At 72.8% G+C, this 19,727-nt stretch carries 22 protein-coding genes; 14 read left to right on the forward strand and 8 right to left on the reverse strand.

From position 1 onward, the window contains the following. Positions 1–6: 6 nt before the first annotated feature. Complete coding sequence (sepH, locus tag ASD16_RS05565) at positions 7–1,047, reverse strand: septation protein SepH (protein WP_055913899.1); 1,041 nt, start codon at positions 1,045–1,047, stop codon at positions 7–9. 139 nt (positions 1,048–1,186) lie between these two features. Between sepH and ASD16_RS05570 the strand changes: the two genes are divergently transcribed. The 3 genes from ASD16_RS05570 to ASD16_RS05580 all read left to right on the forward strand — a co-directional run bounded on the left by ASD16_RS05570 (position 1,187) and on the right by ASD16_RS05580 (position 3,149). Beyond that, positions 1,187–1,819, forward strand: coding sequence for a trimeric intracellular cation channel family protein (locus ASD16_RS05570; RefSeq protein ID WP_235523117.1), 633 nt, complete (start codon positions 1,187–1,189; stop codon positions 1,817–1,819). A gap of 59 nt (positions 1,820–1,878) precedes the next feature. After that, positions 1,879–2,688, forward strand: coding sequence for an inositol monophosphatase family protein (locus ASD16_RS05575; RefSeq protein ID WP_055915763.1), 810 nt, complete (start codon positions 1,879–1,881; stop codon positions 2,686–2,688). A 161-nt stretch (positions 2,689–2,849) separates the two neighbouring features. Beyond that, the gene (locus ASD16_RS05580; protein ID WP_055913906.1) at positions 2,850–3,149 is read left to right on the forward strand and encodes a DUF4193 domain-containing protein; all 300 of its coding nucleotides are present in this window, start codon (positions 2,850–2,852) and stop codon (positions 3,147–3,149) included. 82 nt (positions 3,150–3,231) lie between these two features. Here ASD16_RS05580 and ASD16_RS05585 read toward each other — a convergent pair whose 3' ends face one another. After that, positions 3,232–3,711, reverse strand: coding sequence for a DUF3093 domain-containing protein (locus tag ASD16_RS05585; RefSeq protein WP_055913909.1), 480 nt, complete (start codon positions 3,709–3,711; stop codon positions 3,232–3,234). A gap of 39 nt (positions 3,712–3,750) precedes the next feature. Between ASD16_RS05585 and dut the strand changes: the two genes are divergently transcribed. The 4 genes from dut to ASD16_RS05605 all read left to right on the forward strand — a co-directional run bounded on the left by dut (position 3,751) and on the right by ASD16_RS05605 (position 6,190). Beyond that, positions 3,751–4,221: a dUTP diphosphatase gene (gene dut, locus ASD16_RS05590; protein WP_055913912.1), complete on the forward strand. Its 471-nt coding sequence runs from the start codon at positions 3,751–3,753 to the stop codon at positions 4,219–4,221. A 64-nt stretch (positions 4,222–4,285) separates the two neighbouring features. Beyond that, positions 4,286–5,065 (forward strand): DUF3710 domain-containing protein, encoded by a 780-nt coding sequence (locus ASD16_RS05595; protein WP_055913914.1) that lies wholly within the window; start codon positions 4,286–4,288, stop codon positions 5,063–5,065. Beyond that, positions 5,062–5,430: an OB-fold nucleic acid binding domain-containing protein gene (locus tag ASD16_RS05600; protein ID WP_055913916.1), complete on the forward strand. Its 369-nt coding sequence runs from the start codon at positions 5,062–5,064 to the stop codon at positions 5,428–5,430. The genes ASD16_RS05595 and ASD16_RS05600 overlap by 4 nt, the downstream gene beginning before the upstream one ends. Beyond that, the gene (locus tag ASD16_RS05605) at positions 5,423–6,190 is read left to right on the forward strand and encodes a DUF3159 domain-containing protein (protein WP_055913919.1); all 768 of its coding nucleotides are present in this window, start codon (positions 5,423–5,425) and stop codon (positions 6,188–6,190) included. The genes ASD16_RS05600 and ASD16_RS05605 overlap by 8 nt, the downstream gene beginning before the upstream one ends. Here ASD16_RS05605 and ASD16_RS05610 read toward each other — a convergent pair. After that, the gene (locus tag ASD16_RS05610) at positions 6,123–6,797 is read right to left on the reverse strand and encodes a TrkA family potassium uptake protein (RefSeq protein ID WP_055913922.1); all 675 of its coding nucleotides are present in this window, start codon (positions 6,795–6,797) and stop codon (positions 6,123–6,125) included. The genes ASD16_RS05605 and ASD16_RS05610 overlap by 68 nt on opposite strands. After that, positions 6,794–7,444 carry a TrkA family potassium uptake protein gene (locus ASD16_RS05615; RefSeq protein WP_055915765.1) on the reverse strand — a complete coding sequence of 217 codons (651 nt, stop codon included), beginning with the start codon at positions 7,442–7,444 and terminating at the stop codon, positions 6,794–6,796. Before ASD16_RS05615 ends, ASD16_RS05610 begins: the two co-directional genes overlap by 4 nt. A 101-nt stretch (positions 7,445–7,545) precedes the next feature. Between ASD16_RS05615 and ASD16_RS05620 the strand changes: the two genes are divergently transcribed. The 7 genes from ASD16_RS05620 to ASD16_RS05650 all read left to right on the forward strand — a co-directional run bounded on the left by ASD16_RS05620 (position 7,546) and on the right by ASD16_RS05650 (position 16,077). Further along, a complete protein-coding gene (locus ASD16_RS05620) occupies positions 7,546–9,549 on the forward strand; it encodes an APC family permease (RefSeq protein WP_055915767.1) in 2,004 nt (667 codons plus the stop codon). Continuing rightward, the gene (locus ASD16_RS05625) at positions 9,539–10,807 is read left to right on the forward strand and encodes a class I SAM-dependent RNA methyltransferase (RefSeq protein ID WP_055913925.1); all 1,269 of its coding nucleotides are present in this window, start codon (positions 9,539–9,541) and stop codon (positions 10,805–10,807) included. Before ASD16_RS05620 ends, ASD16_RS05625 begins: the two co-directional genes overlap by 11 nt. An 81-nt stretch (positions 10,808–10,888) precedes the next feature. Further along, positions 10,889–11,059 (forward strand): hypothetical protein, encoded by a 171-nt coding sequence (locus ASD16_RS05630; protein ID WP_055913928.1) that lies wholly within the window; start codon positions 10,889–10,891, stop codon positions 11,057–11,059. Positions 11,060–11,258: 199 nt separating this feature from the next. Beyond that, positions 11,259–14,003 carry an aconitate hydratase AcnA gene (acnA, locus tag ASD16_RS05635; RefSeq protein WP_055913930.1) on the forward strand — a complete coding sequence of 915 codons (2,745 nt, stop codon included), beginning with the start codon at positions 11,259–11,261 and terminating at the stop codon, positions 14,001–14,003. 111 nt (positions 14,004–14,114) lie between these two features. Beyond that, positions 14,115–14,801 carry a hypothetical protein gene (locus tag ASD16_RS05640; RefSeq protein ID WP_055913933.1) on the forward strand — a complete coding sequence of 229 codons (687 nt, stop codon included), beginning with the start codon at positions 14,115–14,117 and terminating at the stop codon, positions 14,799–14,801. Next, positions 14,798–15,439, forward strand: coding sequence for a hypothetical protein (locus tag ASD16_RS05645; protein WP_055913936.1), 642 nt, complete (start codon positions 14,798–14,800; stop codon positions 15,437–15,439). Before ASD16_RS05640 ends, ASD16_RS05645 begins: the two co-directional genes overlap by 4 nt. Then, positions 15,436–16,077, forward strand: a complete 642-nt coding sequence (locus tag ASD16_RS05650) for a hypothetical protein (RefSeq protein WP_055913939.1) — start codon at positions 15,436–15,438, stop codon at positions 16,075–16,077. The genes ASD16_RS05645 and ASD16_RS05650 overlap by 4 nt, the downstream gene beginning before the upstream one ends. On the opposite strand, the gene ASD16_RS05655 is transcribed toward ASD16_RS05650, so the two are convergent. From ASD16_RS05655 to ASD16_RS05670, 4 genes are all read right to left on the reverse strand, one after another. Further along, on the reverse strand, positions 16,074–17,390 hold the full coding sequence (locus ASD16_RS05655; RefSeq protein WP_157453796.1) for a hypothetical protein: 1,317 nt from the start codon (positions 17,388–17,390) through the stop codon (positions 16,074–16,076). The two genes, ASD16_RS05650 and ASD16_RS05655, sit on opposite strands and share 4 nt — an antisense overlap. Before the next feature lie 80 nt (positions 17,391–17,470). Continuing rightward, a complete protein-coding gene (locus ASD16_RS05660) occupies positions 17,471–18,373 on the reverse strand; it encodes an arginase family protein (RefSeq protein WP_055913945.1) in 903 nt (300 codons plus the stop codon). 29 nt (positions 18,374–18,402) lie between these two features. Next, a complete protein-coding gene (locus ASD16_RS05665) occupies positions 18,403–18,837 on the reverse strand; it encodes a DUF1801 domain-containing protein (protein WP_055913948.1) in 435 nt (144 codons plus the stop codon). Positions 18,838–18,857: 20 nt separating this feature from the next. Then, positions 18,858–19,727, reverse strand: coding sequence for an aminoglycoside phosphotransferase family protein (locus ASD16_RS05670; RefSeq protein WP_055913951.1), 870 nt, complete (start codon positions 19,725–19,727; stop codon positions 18,858–18,860).

Genomic DNA, 19,727 nt, shown 5'->3' on the forward strand with positions numbered 1-19,727 from the left:
CAGGCCTCATTCAGGTTTTGCGCCGAAGACGATCTCGTCCCAGCTGGGCACCTTGGCGCGACCCTTGCGTGCCCGTGGTCGCTCGGCGTCCTCGTGCTCCGCGGCCGGGGTGGTGACCGGTTCGGGCACGGAGACGGGCGCCGGGTAGACCACTGTCTCGGCCGCGGGGTCGGCATCGACCGGGTGGGCGCCGGGCACCGTGGCGTCCGGCCGTCCGAAGTCGAACGCGTGCTGCGGCCCGAAGCCCTCGAACTCCTCGGAGTCGTCGTCGTCGAGCTCGACGGCCTGCCGCACGCCGCGTCTGCTGCGCAGGTCGTCCAGCAGCGACGCGGTCTCCGCCTGCGGGTCGGGCACAGGCTCGGGCTCGGGCTCGGGCTCGTCGACGGGGACGTCCTGCGGGGTCCGCAGGGTCCCGTCGCCCTGGAAGTCGAAGACGACGTCACGTACCGCGGCCAGGTGGCGGCGCGACACGGGCTCGTCGGGCAGCTCCGTCTCCGACAGCCAGCGGGCCTCGTCCTCGTCGGCGACGACGGTGCGCTTGGCGAGATCGAAGGTCCACCGGGCCTCGCGCTCGGTGTCACCCACCGCGAACCGCGCGAGCACCACCCACGGCCCGGACGCGTCGCGCGCCGCGTCCCACGCGAGCGAGGCGGGGTCGACGCCGCGGGCGGCGAGCCGGTCGGTGACCAGGTCGCCGAGCGTGGGGGCGCCGACGTCGCGGCCGACGCGCGTGCTGCGTGCCTGCTCCGCCACGTGCTCGCGCTCGGCGAGCACCGGTCCCTCGTAGCGGCGGACGCGTTCCACGGGCAGGCCGGCGGAGTCCGCCACCTCCTGCGTGGTCGCGCCCGCGCGGATGCGCGCCTGGATCTCCCGCGGGCTCAGCGTCCCGGCGCTCTCCGCGCGCAGCTGCTCGAGCTGCGGGCGGTCGCGCCGCACGGCGGCGCGCAGCGGTTCGTCGATGCGCACACGAAAGCGTGCCCCGTCCGGGGCCACCAGGACGAGATGCTCCCCGTCCTCGTGCAGACCCACCAGCTCCAGCTCACCCATGCGACCTCCCGGGAACTCGGGCACGAGCCTGCCACCGATCCGGCCCGTCGGCGTGCACCCGGGGCGGTGCGGCGCATGATCTCCGCGATGACGGCCCGCCTACGACGTCCAGGCGCGTCCCGCTGCGATGATCGGCGCCGTGGACACCGACATCCCCCTGGAGCCGATCCTCGAGCTGGTCGGGGTGTTCGTCGGCGCGATGTCCGGGGCGCTGGCCGCCGTGCGCAAGCAGTTCGACGTCTTCGGGATCATGGTGCTCGCCTGGGCGGCCGGGCTGGGTGGCGGCATCCTGCGTGACGTCCTCATCGGTGCGGTTCCCCCGGTCGGGATCTCGAACTGGCGGTTCATCGCGACCGCCGTCGCCGGCGCGACCCTGATCTACTTCTTCCACCCGCGGCTCGAACGAGCACGTCGCTTCATCGTGGTGCTGGACGCCGGGGCGCTCGCCCTGTTCAGCGTCGTCGGCACCATCAAGGGGCTGGAGTACGGCACGACGCTGACCGCGGCCGTGATCGTCGGCGTCATGACCGGCGTCGGCGGGGGAGTGCTGCGCGACCTGCTGTCGGGGGAGGTGCCGGTCGTCCTGCACCACCGGCAGCTCTACGCGATCCCCGCGCTCCTCGGGTCGACCGTGACGGCGATCCTGTGGTGGCAGGGTGCGATCACCACCGTGACGAGCGTGCTCGTCGTGATCGCGGTGTTCGCGCTGCGGGTCACCGCCCTGCGCTTCCAGCTGAAGGCTCCTGGGCCGTGGCGGGGGACGGTGCGCTGACCGCGCGCTGAGAGGATGGGCGGGTGAACCCCGACTCTCCCGACCAGGTCCGCACGCTCATGGAGGTCGCCGAGTCGCTGGCACGGGAGGCCGGTGCGCTCGTCCGTGACGGGCGGCGCAGGCTCGTCACCGTCGCGGCGACCAAGTCCAGCGACCAGGACGTGGTGACGGCGATGGACCTGGCGTCCGAGTCGCTGCTGCGGAGCCGGCTGGCCGAGCTGCGACCGGACGACGCGATCCTCGGCGAGGAGGAGGCCTTCCGGCCGGGCACCTCCGGCATCACCTGGGTGGTGGACCCGATCGACGGCACGGTCAACTACCTGTACGGGTCGACGGCCTACGCGGTCTCGGTGGCGGCCGCGACCGGTCCGGACCTCACGGTCGCGCCCGACCCGGCCACCTGGACGGCGCTCGCCGGGTGCGTGTTCGCCCCGGAGGACGGGCGGACGTTCGTGGCGGGTCGTGGGCTCGGCGCGACGCTGGACGGGGCCGGCCTGCGCGTCGGCGCTGCGCGACCGTTGATCGACTCGCTCGTGGGCACCGGCTTCGGATACGTCGCGTCGAGGCGGCGGGCGCAGGGGCGAATCGTCGCAGAACTGTTGCCGCAGGTACGTGATATTCGTCGCGTCGGTTGCGCATCTCTCGACTTGTGCGCGATCGCCGCAGGGACCCTCGACCTGTACTACGAACGCGGGCTGCAGCCGTGGGACCTCGCGGCCGGTGCGCTCGTCGCCCAGGAGGCGGGCGCGCAGGTCACGGGCCTTCGGGGACGTGCAGCCCAGGAGTCGATGACCGTGGCCGGGCTCCCCGGCCGGGTCGAGGAGCTGAGGGCGTTCCTCGAGGCTCTCGACGCCGACTCCGGCGGATGAAAACGCTCCCACAGCGCGTGTGACGAAATCGGTCGAGCGTCCGGTTCGCACGGCGCTCGAAAGTGGTGCAGAATCCCACCGCGCGCGGGAACAAAAAGCGCGTCGCGTGCATTGATCCCGCGTATGAGTTTCCATCAAGACCACGGAGTGTGACGCCACACATGGCTACCGACTACGACGCCCCGCGCAAGACCGAGGAGGACCTGAGCGAGGACTCGCTCCAGGAGCTTCAGGCTCGGCGCTCCGACAAGAACTCGGGCGTGGTGGACGAGGACGAGACCGAGGCGGCCGAAGGGTTCGAGCTCCCGGGCGCGGACCTGTCCGGCGAAGAGCTCTCCGTGCGCGTGCTGCCCCGGCAGGCGGACGAGTTCACCTGCTCGAGCTGTTACCTGGTCCACCACCGCAGCCAGCTGGCCTACGAGCGCGACGGTCGTCCCGTCTGCTCGGAGTGCGCTGCCTGACGGTTCGCACCGACCGTCCGAACCCAGAACGCGCACGGCTCACCTGAGGGTCGGCCGCCCAGCACCACCGGGCGGCCGACCCTCAGGCGTGCAGGGCGGCGACGAGCGCCGCCGGCCGACGGGTGGACACCACCCAGTACGGCGTCGGGTCCCGCGGGTCGTTCACCTCGACCCGGACCGCGGTGTGGATCCAGCCGCGCAGGCAGACGTGCGCGCGGGCATCGAGCCGGGGGCCCAGCTCGGCCCTGGTCGCCTCCGCGTCGAGCGTGACCGCTGCGCCGAGCAGGTCGACCGGGATGTGTGCGCCGCCGGCCCGGAGCACGCCGTCCCGTACCTCGACCCGCGGTGCCAGCCCGACGAGGAGGACCGCGCCGACCACCAGGACGGCGACGGCGACCAGCGCCGCCACGCGCGGGTCCAGCGGCACGAACGCCACCGCCATCATCGCCGAGAACACCACGAGCAGGACCCAGCCCAGCGGACCGAGCCACAGCCGCTCGGTGTAGGTCGGCGCTGTCGCCCGCGACGAGGGCAGCGGGGTTCCACGGGGAGCTTCGGGCATGCACCCAGCATCCCATCCTGGCGGGTAGGGTCGGGCCCCGTGACGGCCGACCCCAGTACCGAGGTGCTCCTGCTGCGCCTCGACCCCGATCTTCCTGCGCCCGCCTACGCACACCCCGGCGACGCCGGTGCCGACCTGGTCTCCAGGATCGACGTCGTGATCCCGCCGCAGGGCCGCGTCACCGTCCCCACCGGGGTGGCCATCGCCCTGCCCGACGGGTTCGCCGCGTTCGTGCACCCGCGTTCCGGTCTGGCCATGCGGCACGGGCTCACCATCGTCAACGCACCCGGGACGGTCGACGCGGGCTACCGCGGCGAGATCGCTGTGACGCTCCTGAACACGGACGTCGAGCACCCGATCGAGCTTCACCGCGGTGACCGGATCGCGCAGCTGGTGATCCAGCGCGTGGAGCGCGTGCGCTTCGTCGAGGCCACGCAGCTGCCCGGGTCGCACCGCGGCGACGGCGGGTTCGGGTCGAGCGGCGGCTGGAAGGCTGCGCCGACGCGCTAGGTCGGGACTACTGTCGATCTGTAGGCAACTGATGCGCGCGAGCGCGTCGAAGAGGAGTGAGCACGTGGCGCTGTTCCGGCGTGGCGGGAAGGATCCCGCCCCCCAAGACACGGTGGAGACCGAGGCCGAGGAGTCGGCGGTCGTCGACGACGGGCTCGACCTCGACGACGCCCCGCAGGCGTCGTCCGCCCCGGTCGAGCGGACCGGCGGTCCGTGGGACGCCTCGCAGGTCGACGACGACCTCCCGCGCGTCGACCTCGGGGCCATCCTCCTGCCGGGCGTGCAGGGCATGGAGCTGCGGATGGAGATCGACAAGGCCACGAACGTCGTGTCCGCCGCGTCGATCCTGCTCGACGGCTCCTCGCTGCAGGTCCAGGCGTTCGCGGCCCCGCGCACGGACGGCATCTGGGACGAGATCCGCGCCGAGATCGCCGAGTCCGTGACGCAGCAGGGCGGTTCCGCCGACGACCTGCCAGGTCCGTTCGGGCGCGAGCTCCTGGCCCGGCTCCCCGTCCGGACGCCGGAGGGGCGCACGGGGCACCGCCCCGCCCGGTTCATCGGTGCCGACGGTCCGCGCTGGTTCGTCCGCGGTGTGATCACCGGTCGTGCGGCGGTCGACCCGTCGGCTGCGACCGCGCTGGAGCAGCTGTTCGCCGGGATCGTCGTGGTCCGCGGCACGGACGCCCGCCCGCCTCGCGACCTGCTCACCCTGAGCCTCCCGGGGCCGGGCACACCCAACCTCCAGTCCGCCGACGCAGCCGCGCAGGCTCAGACCGGCGAGACAGCACCGGGCCCCGACTTCGACCCGCTGACCCGCGGCCCGGAGATCACGGAGATCCGATGAGCCTCAAGGAGCGCCTGAAGAAGGCGGTCGCGTCCCAGGCGGAGATCGAGGCCGACGAGGAGCGTGCCGACGCCCACCGCTCGGTCGGCTGCACCCCGGTCGACCAGCTGGCGGACCGGTCGCGCGCCAGCGTCTCCGGCGTCATCCGGTCGGTCACGCTGCGGCCGCGCGAGGGCGTCCCGGCCCTGGAGGCCGAGCTGTACGACGGCAGCGGCGCGCTCGACCTGGTCTGGCTGGGTCGACGGGAGATCGGTGGCGTCACCCCGGGCCGCCGGCTGAAGATCGAGGGCCTGGTCTGCCTGATCGACGGTCGCAAGACCGTCTTCAACCCCCGCTACGAGCTCAGGCCGCGTCCCGGTGAGTGACGCGGAGCGCCGGGACCCGGTCGACGGCGAGCACCTCCTCGAGGCGGTCGACGACGTCGGTGACGCCCAGGAGGGCCCGGCGCGCGGGATGCGCGTGCTGTCGTCGGACACCTTCTCCGCGTCGGACGCCGTCGGGGGTGTGCGCGGGATCATCGAGTCCGTCGCCCCGGGCATGCTGTTCGTCGTCGTGTACATCGCAACGGGGCAGACGCTCGCGCCGGCGCTCGTCGTCGCGCTCTCCGCCGCCGTGATCACGGTCGCCGTCCGGCTGTTCCAGAGGCAGGCTCCCACCCAGGCGTTCGGGGGCTTCCTGGGCGTCGGGATCGGCGTGCTGTGGGCGTGGCGCACCGGCGACGCGAAGGACTTCTTCGCCTACGGCCTGTGGGTGAACGTCTCCTGGTTCCTCGGGACGCTGCTGACGATCGTGATCGGCTGGCCGCTCGTCGGTCTGGTCGTCGGGCTGTTCTCGAAGGCCGGTCCGCTGAACGAGGGCGGGTCGTGGGCCGGAGCCGTCGCCTGGCGCCAGGACCGCCCGCTGCGGAGGCGGTACGCGCTCGCGACCGTGCCGTTCGTCGCGCTCTTCGGCCTGCGCCTGGCAGTCCAGCTGCCGCTCTACTTCAGCTCCGAGGTCACCTGGCTGGGCACCGCGAAGCTCGTCATGGGTGTTCCCGGGACGGCTCTGGCCCTGTGGGTCAGCTGGTTGCTGGTCCGTGGGTCAACAGCTGCTCGAGAGCCGTCTCGTCCGCTTCCCGGGCCGTGACGAACAGCAGCTCGTCGCGGCCTTCGAGCGTGTCGTCGGGGCTGGGGGCGATGGGGCGCGCGTCGCGCACGATGCACGCCAGCACGGTGTCCGTGGGCCACTCGATCTGACCGACGCGCACGCCGGCCAGCGGGGAGTCGTCCGGGAGCGTGAGCTCGAGGATGTCGGCGCGGGACTGGTGGAACGTGAAGATCCGCACGAGGTCACCGACGGTGACGGCCTCCTCGACCATCGCCGTCATGATCCGGGGGGTGGAGACGGCCACGTCGACGCCCCACGCCTCGTCGAACATCCACTCGTTCTTCGGGTTGTTCACGCGGGCGACGGTGCGGGGGACGCCGAACTCGGTCTTGGCCAGCAGCGAGATGACGAGGTTCGCCTTGTCGTCGCCGGTCGCCGCCACGACGACGTCGCACTCCTCGGTCTTGACCTGACGCAGGGTGGGCAGCTCGCAGGCGTCCGCCAGGAGCCAGTCCGCCTCCGCCACCTGCGAGACCCGCATGGCGGACGGCTGCCGGTCGATGAGGGTCACCTCGTGCCCGTGCCCGAGGAGCTCGCGCGCGATGGAGCGGCCGACCGAGCCGGCACCTGCGATGACGACCCTCACTCGGTCACCGCCGGTGCGCTGGTGAGGATGCGTTCGACCAGGGCGGAGGTGTCCGCCCGCATGAGCACGTGCACGGTGTCGTTCTCCTGCAGGACGGTGGTCGACGTCGGCAGGAGGCCGTCGCCGTAGCGGGTGAGGTAGGCGATCCGGGCGCCCGTGGCGTCCTCGAGGACACGCAGCGGGCGGCCCACCCAGCCCTCGTGCACGTCGACCTGGGAGAGCTGGATCTGCCCGGAGGAGTCGCGGAACTCGTCGGTGGCGCCCATCGGCAGCAGGCGGCGGAGCACCTGGTGCGCGGTCCAGCGCACCGTCGCGACCGTCGGGATGCCGAGGCGCTGGTAGATCTCGGCCCGGTGCGGGTCGTAGATGCGGGCCACGACGTTCTCGATGCCGAAGGTCTCGCGCACCACGCGCGCGGCGAGGATGTTCGAGTTGTCGCCGTCGGACACCGCGGCGAACGCGAACGCGTCCTCGATGCCCGCCTGCTTGAGGGTGTCGCGGTCGAAACCGAGCCCGGTGACCTTGTTGCCGCCGAACTCGGAGTCGAGCCGCCGGAAGGCCTCGGGGTTCTGGTCGATGACGGACACGGAGTGCCCGTTGTCCTCGAGACTCTTTGCCAGCGTCGCCCCGACCCGGCCACATCCCATGATCACGAAGTGCACAGTGCGGCACGCTATACCGTCCGCCTCACCCGGCGCGCCGGGTGGGGTGGTGTGGGTGGCCGTGCGCGGGCCTAGCATTGCGGATCGTGTCGGACCTCTCGGATGCCGCCAAACGCCTGTTGCTCGGACGTCCCGTCCGCAGCGACCGGCTCGGCCACACGCTCCTGCCGAAGCGCATCGCGCTGCCGGTGTTCGCGTCGGACGCGCTCTCGTCGGTGGCGTACGCGCCCGACGAGATCCTCCTGACGCTCTCGCTCGCCGGGATGGCGGCGCTCGTCATCTCACCGTGGGTGGGGCTGGCCGTCGTCGCGGTGATGCTCGTGGTCGTCGCCTCGTACCGGCAGAACGTCCACGCCTACCCCTCGGGTGGCGGCGACTACGAGGTCGCGACGACCAACCTGGGCCCGAACGCCGGCGTCACCGTGGCGAGCGCGCTGCTCGTGGACTACGTGCTCACGGTGGCGGTGTCGATCTCGTCGGGTGCTCAGTACGCAGCGACGGCCATCCCGGCGCTGCGCGGGCACGAGGCGCTCTTCGCCGTCGGGCTCGTGGTCCTGCTCACGATCGCGAACCTGCGAGGCGTCAAGGAGTCGGGCAGCCTCTTCGCCCTGCCCGTCTACCTCTTCATGCTCGCGATCGGGTCCGTGGCGGTCGTCGGTGCAGTCCAGCTGCTCACCGGGAACCTCGCGATGGCCGAGAGCGCCGGACTCGAGCTGGCGCCGGACGCCGCCTTCGACCAGGGGCTGACCGGCCTGGCCGGGTTCTTCCTGATCCTCCGGGCGTTCGCGTCCGGGTGCGCCGCGCTCACCGGCGTCGAGGCGATCAGCAACGGGGTGCCGGCGTTCAAGAAGCCGAAGTCGAAGAACGCCGCGACGACCCTCGCGCTGCTCGGCGGGCTCTCGATCGTCATGATCATGTCCATCCTGCTGCTCGCCCGTGCCACCGGCATCGTGTTCGCCGACGACCCCCAGACGCAGCTCCTCGAGAACGGCGTGCCGGTGGGGGAGAGCTACGTGCAGCACCCGGTGATCAGCCAGCTGTCCAGCGCCGTGTTCTCGGGCCTGCCGTTCCTTGCGGTCGTGGTCGCGATCATCACCGGCCTGATCCTGGTGCTGGCCGCCAACACGGCGTTCAACGGCTTCCCGGTGCTCGGCTCGATCCTCGCGCGCGACGGCTACCTTCCTCGCCAGCTGCACACCCGCGGCGACCGGCTGGCGTACTCGAACGGCATCGTCACCCTCGCGCTCGTCGCGATCGCCCTCATCTGGGCCTTCGACGCCGAGGTCACGAGGCTGATCCAGCTGTACATCGTCGGGGTCTTCGTGTCCTTCACGGTCAGTCAGCTCGGCATGGTGCGCCACTGGACCCGCCACCTGCGCACGGAGCCGGACCCGGACTCCCGGACGCGCATGAAGCGGTCGCGCGTCATCAACGCCGTCGGCCTCGTCATGACGGCGACGGTGCTGGTGATCGTGCTGATCACCAAGTTCACGCACGGCGCGTACATCGCGATCATCGCCATGGCCGTCGTCTTCGTGCTCATGCAGTCGATCCACCGGCACTACGCACTCGTCCGCGCCGAGCTGGCGCTGGGCGCCGACGCGGAGGCAGCCCGCGCCCTGCCCAGCCGGGTGCACGCCATCGTGCTGGTCTCGCACCTGCACCGCCCGACGATGCGGGCGCTCGCCTATGCGCGGGCCTCCCGCCCCCAGGTGCTCGAGGCGCTCACCGTCGGGGTCGACCCGGAGGACGTCGACGTCCTGCGCGAGCAGTGGGAGGCGATGAACATCCCGGTGCCGCTGCGGGTCCTCGACTCCCCGTTCCGGGAGATCACGCGGCCGGTGCTCACCTACGTGCGCTCGATCCGCCGGGACAGCCCGCGCGACCTCGTCGTGGTCTACATCCCCGAGTACGTGGTCGGGCACTGGTGGGAGCACCTGCTGCACAACCAGTCCGCGCTGCGCCTGAAGGGTCGGTTGCTGTTCACGCCCGGCGTCGTGGTGGCGTCGGTCCCCTGGCAGCTGGCGTCCTCCGAGGGGCAGACGGGGCTGGAGGAGCCGGTCCGGGGTACGGTTCCGCGTGGCTACTGACCCTGCACAGGACGTTTCCGGCGAGCTGGTCGAGCTCGAGATCGGCCCGGTGGCCCACGGCGGTCACTGCGTGGCACGGCACGAGGGTCGCGTCGTCTTCGTCCGGCACACCCTCCCGGGCGAGCGCGTCCGCGCGCGGCTGACCGATGCGGGCGAGACCGCGAAGTTCTGGCGTGCCGATGCGGTCGAGGTGCTCGAGGCGTCCCCGGACCGCGTCGAGTCGGCGTGGCCGGCTGCCGGCGCCGGTGGCGTGGGCGGGGGAGAGCTCGCGCACGTGTCCCTGCCCGCCCAGCGGGCGTGGAAGGCCGCGGTCCTCGCCGAGCAGCTGCGCCGGCTGGCCAAGCTCGACCTCGACGTGCCGGTGCAGGCCGCACCCGGTGACGACGAGCGCGGCGGGCTCGGCTGGCGCACCCGCATCGACCTGGTCACCGACGCCGAGGGTCGAGCGGGCATGCACGGCTTCCGCTCCCACGACATCCATCTGCTGGACTCGATGCCGCTGGCGAACGACGCGATCGCGGCCCTCGACCTGTTCGGCCGCCGCTGGTCGGGCGGCGCGCGCGTCGAGGCGATCGCCCCGTCCAGCGGCGACAGCCCTCTGGTCCTGGTGGACGGTGCGCCGTTCGACATCGGCCGCGGGCGCATGGACGGCCGGCCCAACGCCCGGACGGCGGTCAAGGAGCACGTCCAGCACGGGGAGGTCGGCTACGACTTCCGCGTCGCGGGCGCCGGGTTCTGGCAGGTCCACCGTGAGGCTCCGGACCTGCTGGTCGCCGCGGTGCTGGCCGGCCTGGGTGACGTCGACGGGGCCGCGGTTCTGGACCTCTACTCCGGTGCCGGTCTGTTCACCGCGCCCCTGTCCGACGCGGTGGGGGAGACGGGCGAGGTGATCTCCATCGAGGGCGACGCGCGAGCCGTGAAGGACGCCCGCCGCAACCTGCACGACCGCCGCAACGTCGAGCTGCACGCCGGCGACGTCGCCCAGGTGCTCACCGGGCGCGTCGACGCCGACTCCGACGTGGTGCACGCCGACGCGGTCGTGCTCGACCCGCCGCGGACCGGCGCCGGACGCAAGGTCGTCGCGGGGATCACCGAGCTCCGCCCGGAGCGGGTGGTCTACGTGGCGTGCGACCCGGCAGCGCTGGCCCGCGACATCGCGCTGTTCGCCGACGCCGGCTACGCCCTGGCGGACCTCCAGGCCTATGACCTGTTCCCGATGACGCACCATCTCGAGGCGGTCGCGGTCCTCACGCGCTGACTGCGTGCGCGGGCAGGGGCGCCGGACTAGCGTGGAAGTCGTCGCCGGACCGGCCACGGCCCGGCAGGGAGGAGCGGCACGGTGAGCGAGAAGGACGCAGTCAGCCGGCTGGCGGAGGCCAAGCGGCTGGTCACCCAGGAGCTGCACAAGCAGGGCACACCCGACTACGACCCGCGGTCGCACCAGCGAGCGATCGAGGCCGAGCGCAAGGCGCAGGACGCCGTCGATGCGGAGCAGGCCGCGCGCAGCTGAGGACTGGTCCTGCGGGCCCTTGCGCACGCGGCGCGCCGATGTGGGACGCGCGTGCGCAGGGGCCCGCAAGCATGTATCTTGATGTCGAGATAAATCGCGACCCCGGCCACCTAGGCTGAGAGGTCGCACCGCCCAGCGGTCCGGGTGACTACCCATCCCCGGCAGCACCACCGGCAGACTCGCCAGCGAAGGAGCCCCCGTGAGCAGCGTCGACAGCTTCGGTTCGAAGGGAACACTCGAGGTCGGTGACGCCTCGTACGAGGTGTACCGGCTCTCGGCCGTGCCGGGGGTGGAGCGCCTTCCGTTCAGCCTCAAGGTGCTCGCGGAGAACCTGCTGCGCACCGAGGACGGCGCCAACATCACCGCCGACCACGTGCGCGCGCTCGCCGAGTGGGACCCGGACGCCCAGCCCGACACCGAGATCCAGTTCACGCCAGCCCGCGTGATCATGCAGGACTTCACCGGCGTGCCGTGCGTCGTCGACCTGGCCACCATGCGCGAGGCCGTGGTCGAGCTGGGCGGGGACGCCAGCCGGATCAACCCGCTGGCTCCGGCCGAGCTGGTCATCGACCACTCCGTGCAGATCGACGTCGCCGGCCGTGCCGACGCGTTCGAGCGCAACGTCGAGCTCGAGTACGAGCGCAACCGCGAGCGCTACCAGTTCCTGCGCTGGGGCCAGACGGCGTTCGACGACTTCAAGGTCGTCCCGCCCGGCACGGGCATCGTGCACCAGGTGAACATCGAGTACCTGGCCCGCGTCGTCATGGTCCGCGACGGCAAGGCCTACCCGGACACGTGCGTCGGCACGGACTCGCACACCACGATGGTCAACGGCCTGGGCGTGCTCGGCTGGGGCGTCGGCGGCATCGAGGCCGAGGCGGCCATGCTCGGCCAGCCCGTGTCGATGCTCATCCCGCGCGTCGTGGGCTTCAAGCTCACCGGCACCATCCCGCTGGGCGTCACGGCCACCGACATCGTGCTCACCATCACGCAGAAGCTGCGCCAGCACGGCGTCGTCGGCAAGTTCGTCGAGTTCTACGGCGAGGGCGTCGCGGCCGTGCCGCTGGCCAACCGCGCGACCATCGGCAACATGAGCCCCGAGTTCGGCTCGACCGCGGCGATCTTCCCGATCGACTCCGTGACGATCGACTACCTGCGCCTCACCGGTCGCTCCGAGGAGCAGCTCGCGCTCGTCGAGGCGTACGCCAAGGAGCAGGGCATGTGGCTGGACCCGACGCTGGACAGCTACGTCCAGCCGGTGTTCTCCGAGTACCTCGAGCTCGACCTGTCCACCGTGGTGCCGTCCATCGCCGGCCCGAAGCGCCCTCAGGACCGCATCGAGCTGTCGCGGGCCAAGGAGCAGTTCCAGCGCGACCTGCCCACGTATGCCCCCGAGGTCACGAACGGCGTCGACGAGGCCGAGCGCGAGTCGTTCCCCGCGTCCGACTCGCCCGCGATCACGTCGTCGGCCATGCGGGTGTACCCGACGACGGACACGCAGGGCCGGTCGTTCGACCTGTTCCACGGCGCGGTCGCGATCGCCTCCATCACCAGCTGCACGAACACGTCGAACCCGTCGGTGATGATCGCCGCCGCGCTCGTCGCGAAGAAGGCCGTGGAGAAGGGCCTCACGGCCAAGCCCTGGGTCAAGACGTCGATGGCGCCCGGCTCGCAGGTGGTGACCAACTACTACGAGAAGGCCGGCCTGTGGCCGTACCTCGAAAAGCTCGGGTTCCACCTGGTCGGCTACGGCTGCGCCACCTGCATCGGCAACTCGGGCCCGCTCGACGAGAAGGTCTCGGAGACCGTGCAGGAGCACGACCTCGCCGTGGCTGCGGTCCTGTCCGGCAACCGCAACTTCGAGGGGCGCATCAACCCCGACATCAAGATGAACTACCTGGCCTCGCCGCCCCTGGTCATCGCGTACGCGCTGGCCGGGACGATGGACTTCGACTTCGAGTCCGACCCGCTGGGCCGTGACGAGGCCGGTCAGCCGATCTTCCTGCGGGACATCTGGCCGACCCCCGACGAGGTGCAGTCCACGATCGACGCCTCGATCGACCGCGCGATGTTCACCAAGGACTACGCCGACGTGTTCACCGGCGACGAGCGGTGGCGCTCGCTGCCGACCCCCGAGGGCGACACGTTCGAGTGGGACCAGGAGTCCACCTACGTCCGCAAGCCCCCGTACTTCGACGGCATGCAGGCTGCCCCGGCGCCGGTCGTGGACTTCCACGGTGCGCGCGTGCTGGCCAAGCTGGGCGACTCGGTGACCACCGACCACATCAGCCCGGCGGGCTCGATCAAGGCCGACAGCCCCGCGGGCCTGTACCTGGCCGAGCACGGGGTGGGTCGTCGCGACTTCAACTCCTACGGCTCGCGTCGTGGGAACCACGAGGTCATGATCCGCGGCACGTTCGCCAACATCCGGCTGCGCAACCAGCTGGTCCCGGGCGTCGAGGGCGGGTTCACGCAGAACCTGCTCACCGGTGAGCAGTCGTCGATCTACGACGCCGCGCAGGCCTACCAGGCGGCCGGCATCCCGCTGGTCGTGCTCGGCGGCAAGGAGTACGGCTCCGGCTCGTCGCGCGACTGGGCCGCCAAGGGCACCAGCCTGCTGGGCGTCAAGGCGGTCATCACCGAGAGCTTCGAGCGGATCCACCGCTCGAACCTCATCGGGATGGGCGTGCTGCCGCTGCAGTTCCCGGAGGGGGAGTCGGCCGACTCGCTCGGCCTGGACGGCACGGAGACGTTCGACATCACGGGCGTGACCGCGCTCAACGAGGGCACGACGCCGCGCACGCTGGCCGTGACCGCGACGAAGGCCGACGGCACGGTCGTCGCGTTCGACGCGGTGCTGCGCATCGACACCCCCGGCGAGGCGGACTACTACCGCAACGGCGGGATCCTGCAGTACGTGCTGCGCTCGCTGGTCAAGGCCTGACGCACCACGCGCCCGCGAGCCCGGTCCCCGCCAGCGGGGGCCGGGCTCGCGGCGTCGACGGACGCTGGGCGTCGCCGTCGTCCACCCGGAGTCGCCCTTACACTCGCTCCCGTGCCCGGACCCGCCGCCCCGCCTGACCTGCGTGCGCGTGCTCGGGCCAGCGGCAGCCTCGTGGCCCGTCGTGCACTCGACCAGCCGCTGCGGCGCATCGGGATCGGCGGTGCCGTCGTGCTGCTGGCGGTCACGGCCGCGTTCGGTGGGCTGCGGGAGCAGACGCAGGACGGCCCCGAGGCGCTCGTGCTCGACGTCCCCGTCGAGGTCGCACCGTTCGAGCTGACCGTGCACCGCGTCGTGTGGACCACGGAGCTGCCGGGGCAGTACCTGTCCGACAAGACCAACCGCTGGGTCGGCGTCGTCGCCACGGTGCGCAACACGACCGACGCCGGGGTCCTCGGGAACACCCTGGCGGACGCACTCACGCTCGCCGACGTCGACGGCCTGGTGCCGAGACCCGGATCGGTGGCCCCCGGTGTGGTGGCCTCGTCGATCGCGCTCCTCGAGGACGGTTCGTCGCTCAACCCCGTGCAGCCGGGCCTGAGCTACGAGGCCGCGTTCCTCTTCGAGCAGGACGGGTCGGTCCCGCCGCCCACGAGCGCGACCGTGCTGGTGCAGCGGCAGACCTGGGGCAGCGGCATCCTCGACGCGACCGTCAGCTGGCGGGAGCCGGCGACGGCGTTGCGGGGCGAGCTCGACGTCCGCGAGGCCCGGTCGGACGCGGATGCCGAGGGCGAGTCGTGAGCGTTCCTGAGCCCACGGCGCCGGTCGGTCCCGCCGCGCGTGCGAGCCGGTCCCGCGTGCAGACGCTCGGTGCCGGCGCGGCCGTGCTCGCCGCCCTCGCTGTCGGTCACGTCGTCGCCACCGCGTTCCCGGTCGACGAGCGCGTCTCAGCGCCGTTCGTGCGGCCGACGGTGGTCGGCGAGACCGTGGAGCTCCGCTACGCGCGGCTGACGGCCGGTGAACCGGACGGCTCGACGATCGTCCGCGTCGACCGCACGACGCAGCTGTCCACACCCGGCGTGTTCCTCACGGTCCCTCTGACCATCGTGGCGACCGGGCAGCCGCGCCTGCTCTCGTTCGCCGAGCTGCTCGGCGGAGACGGTCGGACGTACACGGTCTTCACGAGCGGGCGCTCGTCGTTCCTGCCCGGCACCGCGCAGCCCGGGGTGCCTCGCTACGCCACCGTGAGCGTCGAGCTCCCGCCCGAGGCCCTGCCGGGCGCGCACCTGCGCATCGGCCTGAACCTGGAGGACCAGCGCAGCGACGACCTCGCCGACATCGACCTGGGCCTCACGCAGGCCGACGCGGACGCGTGGGCCGCGGACGACACGCCGGTCACGGTGCCCCCACGGTCCGACGAGCCACCGGGGGAGTCGTGAGCAGCCCGACCGTCACACCGCCCGCCGCCGGTTGGTGGCGTCGCAACAGGTGGGCCCTGGCCGCGCTGCCCGTCGTGCTGGTGCTCACCGTCGTCGCGGCGGGCGACCGCGTGCGCACGCTGTGGTGGGAGCAGGACCTGCACGCGCCCGTCGCGGTCGACGCGGGCGCGACCGGCGAGCTCCACCAGCGGGTGTACGACGGCGTGGGCGGCACGATGCCGATCGACGTGCGGGTGCACCTCGACGGTGTCGGCGACGCGACGACCCTGCCCCGGGACATGGAGCTTCCGGACGGCACCCGAGCCGTGCGGGTCGACCTGACGTTGAGCGCCGACCCCGACATCGTGCTCGCCGGCTGCGAGCTCGCGGTGCGCGACGCGGCCGGCACCCGGTACGAGTACGAGGCGAACGCGTGGGGTGCGTTCCAGGCCGTGGTGCCGTGCGTCCCCGAGGACACCCCCGGTCCGGCGCCGTCGCTGGGTGACCTTGACGACGTGCTCAGCGAGCGCGAGTCTGCGCCCCGCCCAGCGACGTGGTCCGTCTCCCCGGTGATCGTCCTCCCCGACGACGCCGAGGTCACCGAGGTGGTGCTGTGGTGGCAGAAGCCGCAGTACCTGCAGCTCGAGGTGCCGGACTAGACCTCGCTCGCCACCGGCTCCGCCGCCGCTGCTGCTGCCTGGCCCGCGAGGATCCGGTCCACGCCGGCCGCGAGCAGCGCCATGGTCAGCGTCAGGCCGACGGCGGTCGCGACGGAGGCCACCATGGGGACGAACGCGAGCCACGTGTCGAGGTCCTGCGGTCCGACGACCGCGCGGCCGAGCAGCAGGATCACTTCCTCGACGCGCGTCGCGGCCAGGAACGCGAGCGCGAACACGAGCATCGGCCCGAGCCCGGCGACCGCGAGCCGGCGCAGCCCGTCGGTGAGGGCCGTGAAGCGGCTCCGCACGTCGCCGACGACAGGGGCGGCGGCCTCGGTGGTCCACCGACGCACAGGAGCGGGCATCCGCTGCCACGCGGTCAGGCGCACGCGCGGCCGGAGCGGGGGCGGTGCCGCGAGCTTGTGCCCGTAGACGACCGCTCCGACGGTGAGCCACGCGAGCGGGATGACGACGAGGTCGTCGAGGTTGCCCAGCACGCCGGCGACCGCGTCCACGACCGCGTCGACCGGCGCGGCGACCGGACCGAGCGCGTCGAGCAGCGTGAGCCACCAGTCCAGCACCACCGACACCGCACGCCGGCTCTCGACCCACGCCCAGACCTGGTCCAGGAGCCCTGTCGCGAACGTCGCCACGGCGAGCAGCCAGAACGCCTCGACGTACGCGCCGGCGAAACCGAGCGCGCGCCGATGGCTCCGGCCCTCCCAGCGGCCCAGGAGCCAGCGGACCACGACGGCCACCACGACCAGGACGACCAGCCCCCAGCCCGTGGCGAGCTCCGAGAAGCCGCCGTCGGGACCGTCCCCGGTCAGGGAGAACCCGTTCTCCCGGAACTCCCGGAACGCCGCGGTGTTGAGGAACCTCGACCGGTCCTCGTCCAGCAGCCCGTACGACGCGTACAGCGCGAGGAAGGGCACGAACACCGAGGCCAGCACGTCGACCAGACCGCGCTCGTGACCGGATGCGGCGTCGTCGGGGCCGCGCGTGCGGCCGAGGGCGGCCAGCGCCGGCAGGTCGCGGCGCAGCACGTGCAGCATCGCGACGATCCCCGCGACCATGCTCAGCGGCGCGAGCACGAGCACGGCCCAGCCGAGCGTGTTGTTGACGGTCGACGCGTTGACGGCGGCCCAGCCGGCGGCGTGCCGGCCGGCGACGGCGAGCAGCGCGATGACGAGCAGCAGGGGCCACGAGCGCGCCCACAGCCGGGCGCCCTGGGCCACGACGGCGCCGAGGTCACGCAGCCAGGCGCGCAGGCCGTCGCGCGGTGCGGGGGTGGTGGTCGAGGCGTCGCTCACGGCGGACATCATCGCGTGCCGAGCGCGGTCGTGGGGCGCGTGACCAGGATGCCGCCCTGAGCGGGGTGGTCCGGCCCTCGTCACCGGGCAGGTGCGAGGGCGGACGAGAGCAGGTCGACGAGGGCGGACATCCAGGTCCCGCGCTCGTCGTCGCGGTACGGGTTCGCCTCGGTGACGACGAGGCCGGACCAGCGGGGATCGGCCACGAGACCCGCCAGGAGGTCCCGCAGGACCGGCGGGGTCAGTCCGCGGCCGTACTGCGGGATGTCCGCGAGGGGCAGCGAGAACATGTCGAGCACGTCGACGTCGAGGTGCACGAGGAAGCCGTCGGCCGCCCCGGCCACGGCGGCGACGGCCCGTCGCGCGGCCGCGGCCGGGCCGTCCAGCACCGTCGCGGCCGGGATCCGCGCGGACGGGACGAGGCCGTGCACGTCCTCCTCGTCGTCGGCGTAGCCCACGAAGCACAGGCGGTCGGCCGGCAGGAGCGGGCGTCGCGGGCCGAGTCCCGCGAGGGCGTGGTGGGCACCCGGGAGGTCGAGCAGGTGCGCCGCTCCCATGGAGTCCGCGATCGGCTCCTCGGGGTGGTCCGCCGGGAGCTGGAGGTCCTGGCCGCCGTCGACGTAGACCAGGCCGAGATCGAGCCCGGCGTCGGCGGACGCCGCGACGACCGCGAGCGTCACCGTGCACTCGCCGCCGAGCACCACCGGGACGTGGCCCGCCGCGAGCACCGGGCCGAGGGCGGCTCGGGCCTTCTGCAGGACATCCGCCACACGGGCCACGTCGTGCGGGTTGGTCCGTTCGGGTGGGTCGGGGCGCCAGCGGGCCGGCGACGTGTCGCCGTGGTCGACGACGCGACGACCGGCGCGCTCGAGCGCGGGGACGAGCCCGGCGGCGCGGAGGGCGGCGGGGGAGCGTTCCAGGCCGGGGGCGTGGGCGGCGGCGCTCGACGGCACACCGAGGATGCCCAGTGGTCGGTGCTGCATCCGGCCAGGCTAGGTGCGGGCGCCGACACTCACCCGGCGTCGCCGAAGCTCTCCGCGGTGACGGTGGCGTACGAGCGGCGGACGGCCTCCTCGAGGACGCCGAGGTCGACCTTGTCGAGGTCCTTGATGTAGACGCAGCTCACGGAGCTCGTGTGCGGACCGAGGTTCGCGAGCAGGTCGGCGTGCGCCTCGACGCCGTCGGCGAGGTAGACCGTCGTCGCGGCCTTCCGCGGCGAGAACCCCGCGGCGATCGCGTCACCCTCCCGGCCCGACGGGTACGCGTAGTGGTAGGTGCCGAAGCCGACGATGCTCGGTCCCCACAGCCGCGGCTGCTCGCCCGTCACCCGGGCCATCAGCTCGATCAGGCGCTCGGCGTCACGACGGCGGACCGGTTGCTCCACGGCCGCGACGAACGCGTCGACGTCGGCGTCGGTGGGCTGGGTCTTGCTGGGCTCGTGTGCCATCGCGCCAGTATCCCGCCGAGTCAGTCGGCGAGCGCCTGCTCGATCCCGTGCCGCCCGATCTCCGCGAGGGTGGGGTGGTCGACGGGATGCATCTGGAGCACGACGGCCATGTGCAGCGCCCAGGCACGCGCGCGGCGCCAGGTCGCGTCGTCCGGTGCCAACCGCTCCCGGAACGCGTCGCGGCCGTCGGCGTCGAACGTGAGCCAGGCGGTCGACAGGTCGGACGCCGGGTCGCCGGAGGTCACGTCGCCGAAGTCGATGACCGCGCGCAGCCGGCCGTCGTGCACCAGGAGGTTGGCGGGGTGCGGGTCTCCGTGCAGCCACAGGGCCGGGCCGTCCCACGCAGGCGCGGCGGCCAGGTCACGCCAGCGCTCGAGGACGCGGTCGGCCTCGGGCAGCTCGAGCTGCTCCAGCCGCTCGCGCAGCGGCCGCTCGCGCGGCGCGATCGGCACGCCGCGGAACGGGTTCACCGGGGCGTCGTCCGGGGCGGGGAGGTGCAGCGCGACGAACACCTCGGCCAGCGCCGGCGCCCACGCCGAGCGGCTCGCCACGGGGGTGTGGTGGGCGGCGACGGCGTCGAACCACGGGACGACGCTCCACGTCCACGGGTAGGTCGACGACGGCACGCCGACGCGGACCGGAGTCGGGACGTCGACGGGGAGCAGGGGCGCCAGGGCAGGCAGCCAGCGCTGCTCGTGGTCCACCAGCGGGGCGGCGACCGCCCGCACGGGGAACCGGGCCGCCAGCCGGTCGCCGACGCGCCACAGCGCGTTGTCCCATCCGGTGCCCGCCCAGGTCAGGGGCAGGTCGGCGAGGTCGGGGTGCTGCTCGCGCAGCAGCGTGCGCGCGAGGTCGGCCGTGACCTCGATCTCGGGGACGGGGTGCACCAC

This window comes from Cellulomonas sp. Root485, assembly GCF_001426705.1.
Classification (GTDB): Bacteria; Actinomycetota; Actinomycetes; order Actinomycetales; family Cellulomonadaceae; genus Cellulomonas.